At 52.5% G+C, this 17320-nt stretch carries 16 protein-coding genes; 7 read left to right on the forward strand and 9 right to left on the reverse strand.

From position 1 onward, the window contains the following. Window positions 1-81 precede the first annotated feature (81 nt). Complete coding sequence (locus tag ACYAR8_RS18400) at window positions 82-813, forward strand: transporter substrate-binding domain-containing protein (protein ID WP_463580661.1); 732 nt, start codon at window positions 82-84, stop codon at window positions 811-813. Window positions 814-1014: 201 nt separating this feature from the next. On the opposite strand, the gene ACYAR8_RS18405 is transcribed toward ACYAR8_RS18400, so the two are convergent. Together ACYAR8_RS18405 and ACYAR8_RS18410 are read right to left on the reverse strand one after the other, a co-directional pair. Then, the gene (locus tag ACYAR8_RS18405) at window positions 1015-1347 is read right to left on the reverse strand and encodes a hypothetical protein (protein ID WP_463580662.1); all 333 of its coding nucleotides are present in this window, start codon (window positions 1345-1347) and stop codon (window positions 1015-1017) included. Between the two features lie 147 nt (window positions 1348-1494). Then, entirely contained in the window at window positions 1495-1896 is a 402-nt protein-coding gene (locus tag ACYAR8_RS18410) for a hypothetical protein (protein ID WP_463580663.1), read from the reverse strand. A 283-nt stretch (window positions 1897-2179) separates the two neighbouring features. On the opposite strand from ACYAR8_RS18410, the gene ACYAR8_RS18415 reads away from it, so the two are divergent. Continuing rightward, on the forward strand, window positions 2180-2443 hold the full coding sequence (locus ACYAR8_RS18415) for a DUF1652 domain-containing protein (RefSeq protein ID WP_463580664.1): 264 nt from the start codon (window positions 2180-2182) through the stop codon (window positions 2441-2443). Window positions 2444-3007: 564 nt separating this feature from the next. On the opposite strand, the gene ACYAR8_RS18420 is transcribed toward ACYAR8_RS18415, so the two are convergent. After that, window positions 3008-3364: a metallophosphoesterase gene (locus ACYAR8_RS18420; protein WP_463580665.1), complete on the reverse strand. Its 357-nt coding sequence runs from the start codon at window positions 3362-3364 to the stop codon at window positions 3008-3010. 161 nt (window positions 3365-3525) lie between these two features. Here ACYAR8_RS18420 and ACYAR8_RS18425 point away from each other — a divergent pair, with 161 nt between their 5' ends. After that, window positions 3526-4134 (forward strand): early set domain-containing protein, encoded by a 609-nt coding sequence (locus tag ACYAR8_RS18425; protein ID WP_463580666.1) that lies wholly within the window; start codon window positions 3526-3528, stop codon window positions 4132-4134. Between the two features lie 417 nt (window positions 4135-4551). On the opposite strand, the gene ACYAR8_RS18430 is transcribed toward ACYAR8_RS18425, so the two are convergent. Further along, window positions 4552-5520, reverse strand: coding sequence for a glycoside hydrolase family 25 protein (locus ACYAR8_RS18430; RefSeq protein ID WP_463580667.1), 969 nt, complete (start codon window positions 5518-5520; stop codon window positions 4552-4554). A gap of 24 nt (window positions 5521-5544) precedes the next feature. Here ACYAR8_RS18430 and ACYAR8_RS18435 point away from each other — a divergent pair, with 24 nt between their 5' ends. From ACYAR8_RS18435 to ACYAR8_RS18445, 3 genes are all read left to right on the forward strand, one after another. Then, window positions 5545-6084, forward strand: a complete 540-nt coding sequence (locus ACYAR8_RS18435; protein WP_463580668.1) for a hypothetical protein — start codon at window positions 5545-5547, stop codon at window positions 6082-6084. Window positions 6085-6117: 33 nt separating this feature from the next. Further along, the gene (locus ACYAR8_RS18440) at window positions 6118-7599 is read left to right on the forward strand and encodes a hypothetical protein (protein WP_463580669.1); all 1482 of its coding nucleotides are present in this window, start codon (window positions 6118-6120) and stop codon (window positions 7597-7599) included. 114 nt (window positions 7600-7713) lie between these two features. Continuing rightward, entirely contained in the window at window positions 7714-8520 is an 807-nt protein-coding gene (locus ACYAR8_RS18445) for a hypothetical protein (RefSeq protein ID WP_463580670.1), read from the forward strand. Window positions 8521-9240: 720 nt separating this feature from the next. Here the strand turns inward: ACYAR8_RS18445 and ACYAR8_RS18450 are convergent. Continuing rightward, window positions 9241-9711 (reverse strand): hypothetical protein, encoded by a 471-nt coding sequence (locus ACYAR8_RS18450; protein WP_463580671.1) that lies wholly within the window; start codon window positions 9709-9711, stop codon window positions 9241-9243. 284 nt (window positions 9712-9995) lie between these two features. Here ACYAR8_RS18450 and ACYAR8_RS18455 point away from each other — a divergent pair, with 284 nt between their 5' ends. Next, a complete protein-coding gene (locus tag ACYAR8_RS18455) occupies window positions 9996-10814 on the forward strand; it encodes a hypothetical protein (RefSeq protein ID WP_463580672.1) in 819 nt (272 codons plus the stop codon). Between the two features lie 316 nt (window positions 10815-11130). On the opposite strand, the gene ACYAR8_RS18460 is transcribed toward ACYAR8_RS18455, so the two are convergent. From ACYAR8_RS18460 to ACYAR8_RS18475, 4 genes are all read right to left on the reverse strand, one after another. Beyond that, the gene (locus ACYAR8_RS18460) at window positions 11131-11703 is read right to left on the reverse strand and encodes a hypothetical protein (protein ID WP_463580673.1); all 573 of its coding nucleotides are present in this window, start codon (window positions 11701-11703) and stop codon (window positions 11131-11133) included. Between the two features lie 5 nt (window positions 11704-11708). Continuing rightward, window positions 11709-13619 (reverse strand): site-specific integrase, encoded by a 1911-nt coding sequence (locus ACYAR8_RS18465; protein ID WP_463580674.1) that lies wholly within the window; start codon window positions 13617-13619, stop codon window positions 11709-11711. A gap of 136 nt (window positions 13620-13755) precedes the next feature. Further along, a complete protein-coding gene (locus ACYAR8_RS18470) occupies window positions 13756-16128 on the reverse strand; it encodes a hypothetical protein (protein ID WP_463580675.1) in 2373 nt (790 codons plus the stop codon). Further along, a complete protein-coding gene (locus ACYAR8_RS18475) occupies window positions 16118-17266 on the reverse strand; it encodes a tyrosine-type recombinase/integrase (RefSeq protein ID WP_463580676.1) in 1149 nt (382 codons plus the stop codon). Before ACYAR8_RS18475 ends, ACYAR8_RS18470 begins: the two co-directional genes overlap by 11 nt. Window positions 17267-17320: the final 54 nt, after the last annotated feature.

Consider the following 17320-nt stretch of genomic DNA (forward strand, 5'->3'; position numbering starts at 1 on the left):
CCCTTCCGTGCTTTGCAGTTGCTAGGGTGCTGAGGGCTCGTAAAAGCGTAAGGACGACTGAACTTAAACCCGGAGCAAACAATGACTTTTCTCAACCGTACCGTGCTTCAAGATTTGGCTCCGGAAGGTGTCCTGCGCGCCGCGATTAATTTCGGCAATCCTGTCCTGGCGCAACAGGGGGGGGATGGCTCTCCTCAAGGGATCTCAGTGGAATTGGCCAAGGCTTTGGCTAGAGAGCTTGGCGTGCATTTGGAAATGGTCACCTTTGATGCCGCTGGGAAAGTGTTTGCAGCGCTTGAAGAGAGCGCTTGGCATGTGGCGTTTCTGGCCATTGAGCCAGTCCGCGAAGAACAAATCACCTTCAGCGAACCCTACGTCATCATCGAGGGTACCTATTTGGTGGCTGCTACTTCGACTTATCAGGACGTAGAGGATCTTGATAAGGTGGGGCTCAAAATCGCGGTGGGCAAAGGGGCTGCCTATGACCTGTTTCTTTCCCGCACGTTGAAGAATGCGCAGCTTGAACGTGCGGCAACTTCTGCCGGTGCCGTGGAGCTGTACATCGAGCGGTCTCTTGATGCAGCTGCAGGTGTAAGACAACCGCTGGAAAAGGTCGCAGCCGACGATCACTCTTATCGTGTTCTTGATGGCGCATTTACATCCATACGCCAAGCCATGGCCGTTCCTCAATCTCGCCAAGCGGGTGCTGCCTTTATCCGTGATTTTGTTGAGCGTAAGAAGGCTGAAGGTTTCGTGCGTGCTGTTTTGAATGAGAATGGCCAGACCGATGTGATGGTCGCACCTTTAGCTTGAAAGGCTGTGCCAGCCATTTCTCGACTGCCGTCGGGTGTAAGCGCGCGGGCAGCGGAGGCAAGAAAGCAGGCAAGGCGGCAGACGTCGTGGTTCAGCGTATTGAAATCAAGCTGTGAAACAGCCTTCATGAAACCTCATGCACCAGCGTAAGGCCGAATAAGAACAGCCTGGATCTGTGTGGCGAATCTCAGATAAGCGCGATCATATCGGCTTGACCGAGACTACTTCCACATATCGAAATTTCTTCCTGGCCGCTTTCGTCGCTTCCTGCTCTGCCAGCAGAGTGCTCATGGTATCGGCCTCATAGGTCATCTCGAACGTCTCACCTTCAAACTCATTCCCCACTCGCAAAACCACTCTGAGCCTAGGGGTAAAGGCTTTGGCTATCCGCTTTTTCACCGGTGAAGTGGCGGGGGTCACCACTGCAGGGGCTGCAATTGATTCTATCGGAACATGCGCAGCTGCCGGCGTAGAGGTATCTGCATCCCCGAAAAGCGCGTGGCGCATCTCTTCTTCCGTTAATTCTGAACTCATGTGACGTCCGTGAGGTGGTAATGGATTGTCGATTATGTAGGAATGCAGCAAAACCGGAATATAGTTGCAACTCCTGCTCGTGGCTTGCTTCGCAGCTGCATGGCTAGAAGATCGTTATGTCATGCCGACAGATCTTTGGAGTAGTGCCTATGCCTTGCCGCCCGGAGGGATCGCGGATGATAGGCGCTCAGTACCATGGTGCTCGTCGAAAGTCGTTCCGCTGTAATCGAGCGAGATGCGCTGGGCTATGTGAATAGCTTCTAGCCGATCTCGGCAGCTTTCGAGTCCGGCAACCCGGTTGCCTAACGCAGAGTTCTCACGGCGGCAATCGGACAGCTGAATCTGGGCTCTTCTCAGTTGCATACGCAGGTTGTCCCGCTCGCAGTTGGCTTCGGCATGCATCTGGATCAGCCTAGCCATATTTTTTCGGTACCGGCTCAGCTCCTTCTGAAGCAGATGGCATTCCTCGATCAGCAGGTGCGACTGCTGCTCAAGCATCTCCTCCCGAGTGAATTCATCGGGCCATTCGGCTTCCGGTAAGACGTCCATAAGATGACTCAAATGCTGTTTGCATATACAGTGGTCGTAGTCGATGGGGGAATGCCACCCTAGGTGACAATTAGCAGCTTTACGAGCAGCGATCCTGCGTTTTGTCATTTCAAACGTTAGGAGGCACCTGCCATGCGGATCGTCTGCTCACGCCGCATGGACGCAGCTGCTGCCTTTGAAAGTAGGCGCCGTAGGAGCACCGGATGAGCGTGGCTCGTAGGCGTTCCGCTGGCAAAATATGGGATTCAGAATGCCGACTAGTCGCGACAAGCGGAGCTTGAACATGGCGATCTCGCCGCTCGAATTACGGCACATTGTTGAGACTGCATTCTTGCCCCTGCATTGCAGGTGCAGCAGCAATGGCCAGAGGGAGCTCACAATAGAGGTGTTTGACCCCATATGCGGCTCTGTCGTGGTAATGGGAGGCGTGCCAGCTGAGACTTTAGATAACAGCCGTGCAATTTCGGAGTTCATTGCTCAAATCAGATCTGAGGTGTCGCTTATCAAGTCCGGCACTCCCTTACCTCGTCGTGGTCAGTCCTGGTAGCGTTCATGGCGTTCATTGACGGTGAAGTAGAGCATTCACGTCTAAGACTGGATGTGGGGTATCACCACGTGATAACCGATGCACGCGTCTTCAGCTGAGGGCTACTGATTGGGTTTTTTAAAGATGTAGGCAGGCCTGCCCCGACTGTTTGTAAGTCACTGGCCATTTGATGATCAGATAAGCCCGTCAAAGGCCGTCGTTCGACGCCCTTGGCCTCGGCGACTTTCGCTTCTTGGGCGCCGGGTTATGTACCGATGCGTCGAGGCTGCCTGGCGCATTAGCTGTAGCGGGTATCAAAGTCACCCCAGTTACGCCCACTGCCAAGCCTGGAAAATTTAGCTCAGGCTGGCCCGGCTTTGCGATGGATGTGCCCGAAGCATCGAAATGAACGGTTAACCCCCAAAAACCTGAGTGGATACCTTGATCACGCATGAGCGCGACAATAAGGTCTCGGATTGAAAATGCTCTTTCCTTGCTTACCATAAGTCCTCCATTACCGGGCCGCCCACCGCAGAGCGGGTCGAAGCTTAGCAAGGGTACCACTGCGGTAAGCAACCCTTAGCCTTAGCGTGCTTTCGTCAGTTCGGTTACGGTTGCCCACCAACCAGCCCCATGAGAAACATAACGAGCGTCCGGGTTTTCACGGTAAGCCTGAATCAGCATCTGTTCATGGTTATCCATTGCTGTGAAAAACCAAGGCTCGCCCAGAAGCTTAAGCCCATCGAGCGCGCCCGGGCCGCGATCGATGAGGTCTCCCACTCCGATGACTCGGTCGGTTTTGCTGTCAAAGCCTAGTTTGCGCAGGCCTTTGTACAAGTCGATGGTTTTGAAGTGGATGTCACTTACGACAAAGTCACGGCCAAGGTGATTTTGCGAAAGTCTCAGAACCTTTTGCCTCATGCCTGCAGCGTCCTTCGTCATCGAAACTACTCACTATTATCCGCCCTGAAGCGAGTGCCACCAAGGTGAATCTGGAGAAAACCCGATGGTCTTCCAGCGTGTATACGGCGCCGTTCGGCGAGCGGCCGTTTCCTCGCTCCACGTGAATCGAGTGTGAGGAAAAGCGAGATTCAAGGGGCGGCATGCCAGTCAAAAGACGCTCATTATCAACTCCAGAGGTAGCCTCATTCATCACTGCCAAAGCTGCGAAAAGGTGGGAGAGAACTCCGATTCCACAAAAAATGAACCGACCTAGCAAAAGATTTCCACCCGACTGTCGATACCAATTTGGTGGGCATTTCGGTGCCGCGTTACCAGTTATTTTGAAGAAGGAAGATAAAGTGAAACGGAGTATCACTGTTGGCATCATCGCCCTCGCAGCAGTGCTTGGCGGCTGCGCAGCTAACAAGCCTGCAAATGATCCTGCTTTGGTGGGCTCTTGGAAGGGCCTGCGAGAAGCAAACGGTAAGTGTCAGTTCTTGTCATGGAGTACCAGCTTCCAGCAAGACGGGAAATTCACCGTCACGTTCTACCGAGACGCTCAGCAGTCCCAGCGTATCCAAGTGGAGCACGGGACATGGAGAGCCGCTAACGGGAAGAATGCGATGAAGACAGTTGGCGTGTCCTCGCCAGACGTCTACAGCTACAAGTTCCTCGATGCCGACACCGTCCATTACACAAGTGTCGAATCAGATCCTTCAGGGGATTGCCAAGAAGACTATTCCTTCACAGAACATCGGATTCGCGGCTAGTCGTACGCCTTCCAGGCCGTCGTGAGCTGAACAAACAGTGTCGAATAGGCTCGATCAGCCTTTCCGACACTGCAAGGTGGGCTTCTTCAAGGCGAAGCCACGATAGCTGACGTCGGACTGCATCTATCCGCAACCGGAGCGCGCAGTAGCTACCCGGAGTAGGCGTCGTAGAGAAGAGCGGTTAGTCGCCGCAGCGCTGATAAACCGCATTTTACCATCTTATCGATGCTGCGACCTGGGCCAACTATCCAGCCGATTTTGAATCTCAGGACTTAACAGACGCCTCACCCTCCTCAATACCTGAGTTAGCAAGAAAAGGGACAGCATCGCTGCATTTGGGTAATTTTCAGAACAGAGCATTAATATTGGTGTCCCCGATGCTTAGTTATTTCAATGTTTTCCGGTGGGTACTCCTATTTAAGAAGCCCATTGTGACGTTAGAGTCGAAGCATCCCCCGGAAAGTAATTGCAGTCAATGCGGTGCTGGGTGTCTCCCAGAATTCCTGGTATTGTACGACACATTGCCGGCCCACTTTCGCCATCCGTATATTGCCACAGCCAAAAGTCTTCCCAGCTTTTTTGAACTTTGGGTGGAGCACCGTATTGGGCTAGCCAAAGTCGATGCTGCGCTAGAAATGGGTCTGCGGATACGCCCAAGTCATCTTTAAGGGTGCTGCCACTATAGATAACCGGTCGTCGACCTAAACGCTCGAAGAGCATCTGGCAAAATTGCTTAGCAAGGTCAAGCGTCATCTGATTACCAAGGGTCGCTTCTAAATCTAGAGCAACAAGCGTATTTGCGTCTGGGGCTGCCCAAGATATAAAGTTTTCGACCTGTTCCTCAGCGGGCGCACTCGTCCCCCAATGGTAAGCGCCCCAAAGTAATCCTGCGTCATGTGCTTGAGTTCGGCGCGGTGCATACTGATCATCTCTACCGGTTGCTCCTGTGGTTGCCTTATGAATGACTCCGATTAGTCCCGCACTCTTTGCCTGTTCGAAACTCTCCACCCCATCGCCATGACTTAAATCGATAACCATTGGTATCTGCTGGAGCTGGAGCTGGAGCTGAAGCTCTGCGTCTGATGGGTTGCTGCTAATTACCGTCGCCATAAGTTTCTTAACCTCTTGCGCTAGTTTGATGGGTGTTGAAGGTCGCGAATGCTTTTTACAGCGACTCGCATTCTGGAGGTGCGCAAAAGCTCTGCGACCGTTGAAATCAGCGTGCGGGTCTAAAGGGTGGCTGAGTGTCCAAGATAAAAGTAGGGGGGCATTGATCCACGGTTGATCACACCCCTCCGTACGATTTTCATCGGTCAAGTGTGTCAGGGGGGTTTGTTCCCCTATTTTACCCAGCTGCTTTTCGATAGCTTCAACCCAACGGATCACACGGAATTTCCGGGGAGCAGTGCTATGGATCGTGATGCGGCTGGACAATGGTATGACGACGTTTCACCTGCGACGGATTGTTTTCTCTACCTGCTCGGCGGAGCTGCTTTGCTGGCGGGCAACTCTCGTCAGATGTGCCTCGACTTCTGCCGGCAAAACCGCGACCTAGTGACCTCCTGTTTGCCGGGATCATTGATGCAAATAGCCGACGTCAGGGATTTCACCCTGGTGCTTGATTTGGTGACAGCTCACGGAGGGCGTCGGCTTTATCTGCCTACCCGCGCTCAGCGCTTCTTCGTCCAGACCGGGCTTCTTGTTCCTGAGGGGATCTACGGCAAGTGGCGAAGCCTGGCCGACGTCAATGGTCAGATCGACATACCCAGTATTTGGGGCTTATTTCTTGCGTTGCGCCGGGCGGCCATCCGCTTGGCACTAGGCCGTGAATGGAGTCCAGAAGCTTTACACGCAACGTTTGGTGTGTCCCGTAGACAGTTAAAAGCATACCGCCCTTGGGCGGATTCAGCAGGCTGCTCAGCCGGCTGCTTGCAATTGCAACCTCAATAAATTGGAAACCCCCACCCGCAGGAGCAAAGTAATATGCCTTCAACCATACCCTACGATCCAGCACTCGCATTGGGCAACTTGGTTAGCCTTGATCGCCTTGACATCTTGGAGCAGATTTCTGCTGCGCAGGCACCTGCAGACGCTGCTGAAGACACTCTCAATTCACTCATTGCTGCAAAGCGCTCACTCGACATGACGTCCCAGGAACTTGCCGGGATGGGTATTGATACTTCTGATGTTGACGGAGAGTCTGCTGGTCTAGGAAAAGAGGTTTCGGCAGCAGCATTGGACTTCGCTAAGGCAAAGGTCGCGGCGATAAAGCTGGCCCAGCCCCTCAAAGCGAAAATGTCTGGTATCGCCGACTCGGTCGAAAGTCCAGTTGACTACAATCGGACGCAGATAAAGCAGATGCCCCTGTCGGCAGACAGCTTGCGTATGAACGTGCAGTTTTTCACTCTCGACCAAAATACCCAAGCTTCTGGAACCCACGCCGCAAAGATCGCTTCTTTCATCAGCGGCCAAGTCGGCATCTTTGGTGATGAATTTTCTTCGCAGGCCGCCGGATCAGCTGCCAGCCAGGTCAACAGCCAGGTGCAGAACCACAGCATCTCCGGCACGTTGGTCATAAGCGTCACATGTACTCATAAAGATGCAGTTCTCCTTGCCCCGTTCATCCTTGATGTCGACAAAGGCATTCGCGCTTTCAACGCCTATTTCCCCGATAGCATGATCAAAACAGACTCCATTGCGTCTATGGAGCAGGTCTCGAAGCAGGCAAACTCTAAGGACGAAAAGGCTCTTACGCTGCTGTCAGGAGCCACTATGGGGTCTTGCTTCATCGGGATGGTGCACATACTCAACACCACCGATACCCGTAGTAGTGAGAACATGGAGAGCGTTGCTTCCTCCCTGCAAACGCAGTTCAAAGTGGCAGGCTGGTTCGAGAGCGTCTCGGGTGGCTTCGGTGTAAACAGATCGTTCAGTGATGACGCCAAGGCGCTGCTCTCAACGCAAAATGTTACCTCCCATTGCACACTTACAACGATAGGGTCTATCCCGTCGATTAAATCCAATCAAGTCAAAATGGGCGTCAAGCAGTTTGCCGACTTTGATGGTTCCTCATCAATGGCTGCGCTATTGAAGCTGCAGGGTGTCACTCAATCCGACCAGGAGTCAGTATCGTCTGCGGCAGATCAGGCGCGTACTGGTAAAGAGTTTATGGCCATGAAGTCGAATCAAATGGAGAGCGCACTTTCAGCGTTGTCTAATATTGATGATGGTGCAAATAAGCTCATCGACACAAACTCGATGATGGACGCTTTAGACGATTACATCCAGAAATGCTTGGCTGGGAATATTGGAGCGCCAATAACGTACTATCTTAAACGTATTACCGCCTCGCAATTGGCCCAAGGCTGGATGGCGAAGTACTATCCTAATAAATACCTCGCAATATCGGTTGATGACTCTACCGGTGGCGACGTAGCTGGTGGTGGTGCCGGTCAGGGAAGTTAAAGCTCGCATTACCGGAAAGCCTTTTCCACGTGCTGCTAAAAGTGAGCATCGTTTTGCCGCTAGTAGCTTTGAGAACTTACCTTAAGTATCTTGGCCTTATTACTGGAAATCAATATGAAAGTAATGTATTGGAATTCAACTATACCAGCAGGCGGCGAAAAATTCGCTGATGAGAAAATCAAGTTCGCAGTTGCTCGTGTCAAGTATTTAAATCCAGACATTTTATGTCTTGATGAGGTCTCAAGTAACATAGGCAATCCAGCCGCCGCCCAAGCATGGGCGGATAAATATTTGCTTGGCGCTGGCGCCGGTGCGCAAGGTTATATAGCTTGCGGTGTTGTGCCGAACCCTGGTACGCATCTGAATACTGTCGTATTTTGCAAGGCAGGGGTGAAGGTAGCAGTGACCGACGATGTGATCCCGGCTAAAGAATGGGATACTGATAGGTCAAAGCGTAATCTTATACGTGTGATGTACACCGATCGGGCCACGACCCGGCAGGTGGGAGTATGGTTTCTCCACGCGAACGCTAGTACCTTTGGCGGGAAGACTGCCGTGGATTTAGTTGCTCAATGGGTTAGCGTTCATAACAATGATGTAGTTATCGGGGACTTTAATAATTCAAGCCCGAAAGCGCCTAAGAATCTGACCATCGTGCCTCCGATCGTGGGTAAGCTGACATATTCTCAGTGGAGCGTCACCCCGTATTCACAGGATGGCGCTCCAGTAGGGGTTAGTATGTACGCGAAATCGGGGGGGCTGTTAGACTATGCTCTCCTAAACGCGAATAAAACGGTACTTGCGACGCCTGTCGACTCTCTAGCCGGTTTGACGTCTAGCTTAACTGATGCCAATGGCTTGCCGTTTCTGCAGAAGACTTTCGATCATTTTCCAGTGGTGTATGATTTGATATGCCCTTAATCTTGTCGACTTCCAAGTTGAAGTTCCCCATGGACGTATGGCAGTAACCAAACTTGCGGTAAGCCTATAAGTTCAATAATTGAGTCAATCGACACACTGAAAAGGGGGCTATGCCCCCTTTTTGGTCGATCTAGCGCAGCGGCGCTCGCGGGTCTAGAACATTGATCGAAAAGGCTCCGGTTCGGGAAATGCGACGACCTAGCCGAGCAATTTGTGCTTTTTTGCACGCGCCTGCGCCCGCTGGATGAACACAAAAGTCAGGGGGGACGGATCAGGGGCGTAGCGAGAATTAAGGGATGGCCGAAGACGTGAGCATAGGAGCCCACGCCGGCCGCAGCCCAGCGGCCTGGTTTATGACGATCCACCCGAAGGGCACGTCCTGTGGGGTGTCGATTGGCGACTTGCCTTTCGCTTGCATAGGGGCTGGATGGGCTTGATGGGGCAAAGATCTTTCCAGTAGCGATTCGCCGTTTTGACATAGTGAGGCGCTTACCGCAGCTACGCGTTAGCTGCGCTGTGATAGCAGTCAGGCGGGGCGATGCACAGAGCAGTAAGCAGAAGAACTGATCACGCAGGTCGAAACTGCCGATGGCGTGAGCTCGATCTACTACAGAGCTCACGATGCCAACGACAGCCGTGTAGTCGGCTTCAAGCCAGCGCCCCCTGAAGTCGCGCTATATAGTGCAATAAGTGAATTGAGTCGGCTGCACGTGCTCTGCATCAGTGGACGCTCATACCCTCAGGGACGCCATCCGGAGCTGTCTCCAATTTTGACAGCAAACATACCCAGTATCGGGCTTTAGCGTCGAAGCCAGGGGCGCAGAACTCAAAACTCGGCCAGAAATTTTGGTAAACATCGTAATCCAGAGTCGCTGCGTGCGTGCGCTCCGTTTCATCGAGCCAGTACCAAGCGCTACACATGCGGTCTGTCCAATCGACATGCACTAGCATCGACTGCACGATGTCTAAATCCCAGCCGTTTTGGATTAGCGCGTTGAGAAAATAGGTCTGTGCGATATCCGGACGGTCTGGCCTAAATGCGGTTAGCGCGTCCAGCATCAGGTAAGCCTTGCCGAAGGTTTGAAAAAGGGATTGGGATTGGCTGTCTTCTTTGTCGAAATGAATCCTAGCGGACACGGACTGTACCGCTCCCGTTTTGCTTGAATCGATTTTCACGTAGGGCTTGTTCATAGTAATGCCTTTTTATTGTTATTTATGTTTATGGTGCCTGTGGAGCAGCAGTCGCGGCAAGCTCAGACTTTATCTTCGAATTTGTAGGTGCTGGGGCTACTATCTGGTGGGGGAGTATCGCGACCGCCTCGGTCGAGAGGTGCTTTGGTCTTGGTCTGAATCTGTAAATGCCGCGTGGGACTGTCGCACCAGAACGCTGTATTACCCGCACGCAGCGCTCTCAGTACAAACGCAGTGACTCCGCCGGTTGCACCCGAGAACTTTACTATCAACAGGGAATGAATATGAGTCAGGCAGTGACGCTGTATAACATCTTTATCGCATCACCCAGCGATGTTGCTTGGGCCCGCGCTCAGATTCGCCAGACTGTTCATGCATGGAACGAGATCCACGCTAAGCACAGCTCTTCCGTGCTGTTGCCGGTGGGGTGGGAAACCAGCTCAGCTCCGAACATGGGCAAGCCCGCTCAAGAGCTGATAAATGAGAAGCTCCTCTCTGATGCGGATCTCCTCGTGGGGGTGTTCTGGACGAGACTGGGCACTCCGACTGCGGAATATGACAGCGGTACAGTCGAAGAAATCGAACGGCATATCGAGGCCGGGAGACCGACGCTTTTATATTTTTCTGGCGAGCCTGTCGCGCTGGATTCCGTTGACCGAGACGAGTATGAGCGACTTACCTCATTCAAGAAGTCCTGCCGGGAGAGAGGTCAGTACCACAGCTTTGACAATCCCGATCAGTTCGCAGAGGACTTCAATCGTCATCTTGCCATGCATATGAATGAGCTGATTGGAGTATCGTCCGCGCCCGTGCAAAAGGCTCAGGCATTGCCGAGTCAACAGCTCTCTAACGAGGCCAGAGCTCTGCTTGCTGAAGCCGTAAGAGATAGTCATGGAGCCGTTCTCGTCGTACGGCACATTAACGGCACCGACATCCAAACCAATGGGAAAAATATGGTCGTCTCGAACGAGAGAAGAGAAATCGCGGTTTGGGAACAGGCTGTCACTCAGTTAGTAGGGCTAAAGCTCTTGGTGGCGCGCGGAGTGGAGGGTCAGGTGTTTGAGGTGACTGCGTTAGGGTATGACGTTGCTGACTCATTTTGATGTGTGTGATGGGAGCAGTTTTCTTGGCGGAAAGAGGAGGGCAGGCGCCGCTGAGGCGCCTTTGCATGCGAACGGTGACTCCCGGTACCACGGCTTTGCGCTGAATCCCAGTCGCACCACTGCTACGATGGCGCAGGGCCTCTGGAAAGTCCCGCGGAGTCCAGGCAAGCGGAGCGCGCAGGCGTGAGGATGGACGCCCGCAGGGCCAGGACGCCGGCGACAGCCGAGTGGCCTGGTTTACGACAGCCGGCCCAAAGGGCACGCCCATAAGGGTAGAGGCTGGAAACCGCCCGTGGCTTCAGTCATCTCTCCTTGGCTATTTGCTCTTGATGTTGTCTACCGCCATCATCATGTTGCGCAGCTGTTTGCTCAGCTCTCCGTTGCGCACCTGAAGCCTTTCGACCTCTGCCTTCAGATGCTCGACTGTTGCAACCAGAGCTCTCTGGCTATCCGTCATCTGAAGCTCTATCGCTGAAGTCAACGCTTCGGACAAGCGGAGATTGGTCAGGCGCTCGATCTCGGCTCTCGCCTCGCGCAGCTCGTCCTCAATCTTCGCTTTACTCGGCTTCTTACTGGTCTTGTACTTCGTCGCCTCCAGGTGATTCCAGAGCTTATCCAGCTCTTTATTGTTCTGAGTGATGAGCTCATGGATATCAGGCTGACGGCGCTTGTTGAGCAAGCTGTCGTGAACGCCGCTTTCCCTCGCAATTGTGCGCGCGACGATCTTGCGTTCTTTGATGGCGAGGTTTTCCCCAGACTCAATGCGACTCTTGATGCGCTCAAACTCAGCGCAGACATGCCTGTAGAGCGCACGCTTGGTCTCTGAATTCGCCCATTCAGGTGCTTCGGGTGCTTGGGGGCTAGTCAAAAAATTATCGAGTTCGAACATGTCAGTCAGTCCTGCCCCACAAGTCGACGCTTGATTTGGGTCGCGACGTCATCACTCATCTTCCCGATCGTCTTCAAGGGGTGAGAAGTCGCAATGAACTGGTGCGCGATACCAATGCGTAACAGCTCTTCACCTTGTAGCGGATTGTTCATACCGTGTGGACAACCGACACAGACACCTGGGCTGCTACGTTGATCAACATTAGGCGTGCCGGTCTTTGGATCGTGACACTTGGCCATGTGCTGTTCGCCGAAACGCAGCACGCAATAGCCCCACTCGAACGCTGTAAAGCGCAAGATGCTGTCAGCAATGGCCGTCACTTGCTCATCGAACTCGTCGCCAGTCAGCACGGAAATCGAAGACATCTCCTTTTCGATGCGCTTGGCAGCCGGGCCGTAGAAGCGATCGTCTAGTTGGCCAAGCGCAATACGACCCACGACCTCCCTGGCATAATCCTTTTCCATGCTCATGCGCACCGACTCGCTAAGCTTGTCTCGAGTGTAGGCCTGCGTATGAGATGACCCCTGGGCATGCCGGAAATGCTCTCGGATTTTCTCAAGGACGTTGCCGTCAAATCGTCGCAAGGCGAACTCTGCGAATGTGTGGCGCGCTTGGTGCGGGGTAGCGTCATCCAACAGCTCAGCAGCCTCAGGGTACTTCTCAACTACTTTTTCTTTATAAAATTTCTTGAACCATGTCCTCATCGTATTGCGGTCGTAGCCGACGTCGGCAAGCCAGCCTTCGAGGGTGTCTTTAGAGAACCAGCCACGCGCCATAGTGAAACCTTCAATCCTCCAGCTACGGTGTATCAACGGCAGATTGACTTCATCAACGTTGATCGGCGTAAGTTTCTTCATCAGGTTAGCGGCGTCTGCAGCAAGCCCATGCAAAGACCTTGGATGAGCGAATCCAGCTTCCGTTTTAGGGTTTTCAGATATGAACCACCAAGAACCGTCAGGCTCCTGATAGTAATCATTGATATTCATGCTCTCAATTTCGCTAATCCGGAACCCGCTGAGCAGTGCAATGATGACAACCACTGCTGTCGTTAGCTCTTTACAGAAGTCTGATAACTCGCCCGGAGAATTCCAAGGCAACCGCTCAAATCGAGATTTTGTGACAGCATCCACAGCCGTACCGACGGCCATTGCAGATGGAGCCCAGTCTCTTTCCCATCGCGAGGGGGTATAGCTAGGCGACTCAAGTCGCCTGAAAAGCGCCAATCTGTCGCGCTTACCAAACCAATGCTGAGCGTTGTTTTTGAATTTCCGCCACTGTGCGAAAAAAGCGACGGCAACGGCGGCTTCGTCTGATTCAATTATGGTGATGGCTTCCGCAAGCATGAGTGAAGCACATGCCATGGGGATTGAACCGTAGCTGCCGCCTCTGTTCCATGTTTCGAAGTCGACATCAGTGCCTAGTAACGGAGCCATCGCTGCTTTCTTGAATGGCTTGGTCATACGGTGGACTACGCCGTCAACCAACTTGCCGGAATGCGAAAACACATAAGTACGCTCCAACAGCTTGCAAATCATCGTCAGAGTAGAGGCGCCTAGGATCGCCTCGCCGCCCTCGTTGTTCTCTTTTTTGACCATGAAGCTACGAACCATCAGCTGTAGTTCGAGCCGGGACAAGGATCTGAGAGGTCGATCAGGGAACTGAGTTTCCCAGTACTCGCAAATGTCCCGAAGGTAGGCCAATTCCTGCCGCGCACTAGAGAGGCTGGTGACCACGATTCGGTTTTTGTCGTCAGCATACCCTCGCGTAACGTCGCTAGCCAGAAAGAGAGTTTGAGCGTACAGCCGCTTGGCGACCGAGCATTTCCATGCAAAGTTTGCCGAGTAGAACAAGCCTGTGATGGGATCCTGGAATTGAAAGATTTCATCGCCCAGTTGGTTGGCAATTTTGGAATTCATCTCCTTCATGGCAATAACTAACGGGTTTGATGAGTGTCTGGCCATTGTAATTACCTGATCGCCTTAATATTTTGACTTTTTTTGTCTTTGTTTTTGTTTTCGTTTTTGTTCTTTGTGGGTCTTGATTTGGATGGCGCTAGCGGATCACAGGAGGGGGGAAGTTTGCCTTCTTGAAAATCTCTAACCCCTCGGAGACTGTCTTGCGGTCAAATCTTTCCAGCGCCTGGTCGATGTGAGCAGCCTGCATAGCAATGGCGAAGGCTTTCAGTTCATCCTCAGCTGACAACCGCTCAATCTGCTTGACGCACTCTTTCCTGTAGCTCATCAGCAGAGCGGCAGAAACCGGGTTGTTGATGAGGTAACTCACACCGTCTTTTTCCAGCTCACCAAATGGCGATACAGTGAAGCCGGCTTGCTGGGCAGAGAAGAGCAGTTGATCAAACTCCTCCATTTCAGACATGTCGGTCTGGGCCTCTGACCAGCCCAGCATCGCCTTCAGTGCGCTGATTTCTATGACCTCTTCCTCGCGAATCGCCGCTTGGACTTTCCGGGCATCTTCCACCATCAACTGGCCTACACTGGTCGCAAACGCGGCGCGCTTTTCCAAACGATATTTGGTTTGGCTGGCATGCTTGTAGATGACTTCTTTGACGCCAGGTGAGTGAGCCGTTGCATCGGCACCCACGATTTCCTGTGAGTACTTCTCGAACGCCTCGTTATCATGGGAATCGCCATCGGCATCGAGGATGGCCCGAGATTGGGCGATTGCGGTAATGGAGATCGTCTGGCGTTTGGGGGACGGGCCATCGCCTGTGTGGACAAAGGCAGGCCGGTCTTTGGTATGGCTTGCCGGCAACACCTGCCTGTTATTTGCGGCAACACGGCGCAAAATGTCCGCAAAGAGCTCCGAGTCGGGCGCGTGTTCGAGTTGAGCCTGGTACTGTGCGGTATGTTTGTAGGCTGCCATCAATAGTGGACGGTAGACTGTTCCATCAATGGCTTGGAAATTAGCGATACTCGGCAGCTTGAAAAGAGCGTCGCCCGTTTCTGGAAAACGTTCATAGAAGCTTTCTTTCAAGCTTTTGAAGTCGGCATATGCTTGGTATTGCATAGTTTTCTTATAATGCAGGGGGACTTCGCGTGTAGGCTCTGTGCTTCTCCCCTTGATATATATGGCTGACGCAGTTGTGGCGGTGATCCTGAGATCCTCAAGCCTCATACGTGCAGCGCCGCTAGCCTGAACTCGGTCAGTAGCCAGTAGCCATGCAAACGCTGTCTCCTCCGAGGGGGTATGCTTGATTAGGAAAAGGTAGTCGATGTTGTGAAAGTAAAGCCTGGCATTGCCAGCTTCCGGTTGGACGTCTATGTTGCCGGTTGGCCTCAAGCCTTCCTTGATTCGCGAATTTGCTCCCTCTATGGACATTGAGGTGCCATTTTCAATGCCTGAGTAACTGAAATCTATGTCATTGTGCAGCAGGCGCTCCTTCAACTGCATGTTGCAGCTTTCCAGAATTGATGCTGCAATAAATTTGTAGCCGATTCCCAACTGATAGTCGGTTGTGGTGTATTTCAGTTCTTTATAATTGCTGCCGCAAGCGTCTAGGCGTGCCTGCAGTTCCCTCATGACCTCGGGGTCGCTCAGTAGCTCAAGACGCTGTTCATTCATCTGCTTCAGAAATTGGCAGCAGTAATGGATTGTCGAGCGTACTAGTTTGTGTTCGTCTTTTTCTTCCTGATCCGTGATTTGCCCGAGGCTGTCCTTGGGCTTTGCAGGGCTGTTGGCCACAGAAGGTATGAATGCGATTGCTTCCCGCACCGTCCCTACCGCTCCCGCTAGTGCTGGATTACCATGCGCATGCTCAAGAAAGCTGTCCAGCCCAGTCCGGTATCCAGACATGTAAATGCAGATACTATTTTGCTGTAGTTCGCGCACCTGGCGAAGGTGGCGAGCGTAATCTTGAAAAACGGCGTTGGGAAGATGCTGCGCATTTGGATACTCTACGGACGCCCAAGCACCCAGCACGTCAAACCGAAGTGCTTTCCTGTAATTTATCATTGGATTTGCTGCTGCAGATTTTTCAGTCTTGAACGAATATAACAATGCACGATAAATCGGGCAGGACTGGAACTGTTTTGGGATCTCGACTCTGCGATACTCAACCTGACTGAGCACTCCCCCCTGCATCTGCACCATCGCAAAGACATCTGAATCGCTGATCTGAGGTATCGCCTCAGGGGCGAGGGAGGACAGCGTCTTTGGCGCAAGAGGGGGGCTGCCAGCGATTTTTTCGGGCTCTTTCGCCTGGGCAGCATGGCTTGATTGATGGGCATGCACAGGCTTGTTTGCCTTTGCCGGCCTCGTGGGTCGCCGAGCTTTCTCAGCTTTCTGGGCTTTTTCTGACGGCTCATCTTGAGTGACGTGAACGTCCTCGATAGCGAGGTCAAGGGGTGCCAGCGCCGCCAGGCCCGCCGGAGCGTCCACTTCATCTATGGAGGTATCAGTCGTCATTGAAGTCATCGTTTAGTGATTGCCTAATTTTTTCTCTACGATGCAGTTTGCCGTCGAAGAGTACATATTCCTTGGTTGTTGCTTTGTCTTCATGTCCCATCTGTTCCGGAACGTACTGCCAGGGGTCATATCCGTGCTTGTAACAGAAGTCCACCAAGTTTGTAGCGTACGTATGCCTCAGGGCGTGAAACGATAAATTTTCGAACGACCTTTTCGTCACGAAGTGCAGGTGTGGGCACTTTTCATAGAGCTCCGCCAGCACTGAGTCTATGCTCAGGCTCGCTGCAATCTTCGCGGCCTTGAATAGATCTGTGGCATGGCCGGTGTACAGGGTGCCGCCATCCTTTTTGCAGATTAAAGGCCCGACTGGTATTCCACGCCTCCTTCCTACGAGGAATGATTTAATCTTCAAGAAAGCTTTCGGAGGTACGTCGATCTTACGGAGCTTGTTTCCTTTTCCGTAGATAGGAACCGTGATTGTAAGGTTGCCAGTTTTCTCAGCATCCGATATCAGTTGAGTAAGAACGTCTGTTCGAAGATTGCGGGAGTCTGTTACTTCTTCGTTACGAAGTCCCAGATGGTACCCAAGATACAGGACAGTTTCGTCGCGTTCTTTCTCGAATGGAGACTGGGTTTTAACATTGCTTAGCAAGTGTTCGAAGACACTAGCTTCGATGTAGTTGTTAAAAAGGTCGAAGTCGATCTTTCTCTTTCCGTAACCTTGAACTTTCTCCGCGCCGGTCACATAGGTGTATGTGAACGTTGGTGGATTTTCGAGAAAGCCAGTTTCCCAAGCGTTGGCGTAAAACGATCTGAGTGTAGATACGTTTCGCTCGATGGTTTCCTTGGTACAGGATTTGGCAACCCGCAGATAACCATATAGGTAACCCGACATGTCTCGGTCTGTGAGCTTGCGCCAGTCCTGCCCATAGGTCTGGAGTGCCTCGAAGAAACCGGCTAGGTCATTCGCACTGGCGCGGATCGAATTTTTCTGTCTGCCGATCTGGGCCATGTGGATCAGGAAGGGGGTGGGGGCAGGGACAATGCTCTGTCCTTCCAGTGGGCCATCATTCACGACAACATAGGTGTCGATCTCTCCCCCTGACCATCTGATGCCTTCTACGTACCTGATTCTCACTGATCGCTTCCTGGTTGACCTCCGGCTCTCACGCCTTACTTAACTATAAGCTAA

The sequence above is a fragment of the Pseudomonas sp. HP_01 genome (assembly GCF_055284355.1).

What these genes read in the sequence shown, in the direction of transcription:
- ACYAR8_RS18400 (WP_463580661.1), top strand. Translation starts at nt 82, where the DNA reads ATGACTTTTCTCAACCGTACCGTGCTTCAAGATTTGGCTCCGGAAGGT.
- ACYAR8_RS18405 (WP_463580662.1), bottom strand. Translation starts at nt 1,347, where the DNA reads ATGAGTTCAGAATTAACGGAAGAAGAGATGCGCCACGCGCTTTTCGGG.
- ACYAR8_RS18410 (WP_463580663.1), bottom strand. Translation starts at nt 1,896, where the DNA reads ATGGACGTCTTACCGGAAGCCGAATGGCCCGATGAATTCACTCGGGAG.
- ACYAR8_RS18415 (WP_463580664.1), top strand. Translation starts at nt 2,180, where the DNA reads ATGGCGATCTCGCCGCTCGAATTACGGCACATTGTTGAGACTGCATTC.
- ACYAR8_RS18420 (WP_463580665.1), bottom strand. Translation starts at nt 3,364, where the DNA reads ATGACGAAGGACGCTGCAGGCATGAGGCAAAAGGTTCTGAGACTTTCG.
- ACYAR8_RS18425 (WP_463580666.1), top strand. Translation starts at nt 3,526, where the DNA reads ATGCCAGTCAAAAGACGCTCATTATCAACTCCAGAGGTAGCCTCATTC.
- ACYAR8_RS18435 (WP_463580668.1), top strand. Translation starts at nt 5,545, where the DNA reads ATGGATCGTGATGCGGCTGGACAATGGTATGACGACGTTTCACCTGCG.
- ACYAR8_RS18440 (WP_463580669.1), top strand. Translation starts at nt 6,118, where the DNA reads ATGCCTTCAACCATACCCTACGATCCAGCACTCGCATTGGGCAACTTG.
- ACYAR8_RS18445 (WP_463580670.1), top strand. Translation starts at nt 7,714, where the DNA reads ATGAAAGTAATGTATTGGAATTCAACTATACCAGCAGGCGGCGAAAAA.
- ACYAR8_RS18450 (WP_463580671.1), bottom strand. Translation starts at nt 9,711, where the DNA reads ATGAACAAGCCCTACGTGAAAATCGATTCAAGCAAAACGGGAGCGGTA.
- ACYAR8_RS18455 (WP_463580672.1), top strand. Translation starts at nt 9,996, where the DNA reads ATGAGTCAGGCAGTGACGCTGTATAACATCTTTATCGCATCACCCAGC.
- ACYAR8_RS18460 (WP_463580673.1), bottom strand. Translation starts at nt 11,703, where the DNA reads ATGTTCGAACTCGATAATTTTTTGACTAGCCCCCAAGCACCCGAAGCA.
- ACYAR8_RS18465 (WP_463580674.1), bottom strand. Translation starts at nt 13,619, where the DNA reads ATGAATTCCAAAATTGCCAACCAACTGGGCGATGAAATCTTTCAATTC.
- ACYAR8_RS18470 (WP_463580675.1), bottom strand. Translation starts at nt 16,128, where the DNA reads ATGACGACTGATACCTCCATAGATGAAGTGGACGCTCCGGCGGGCCTG.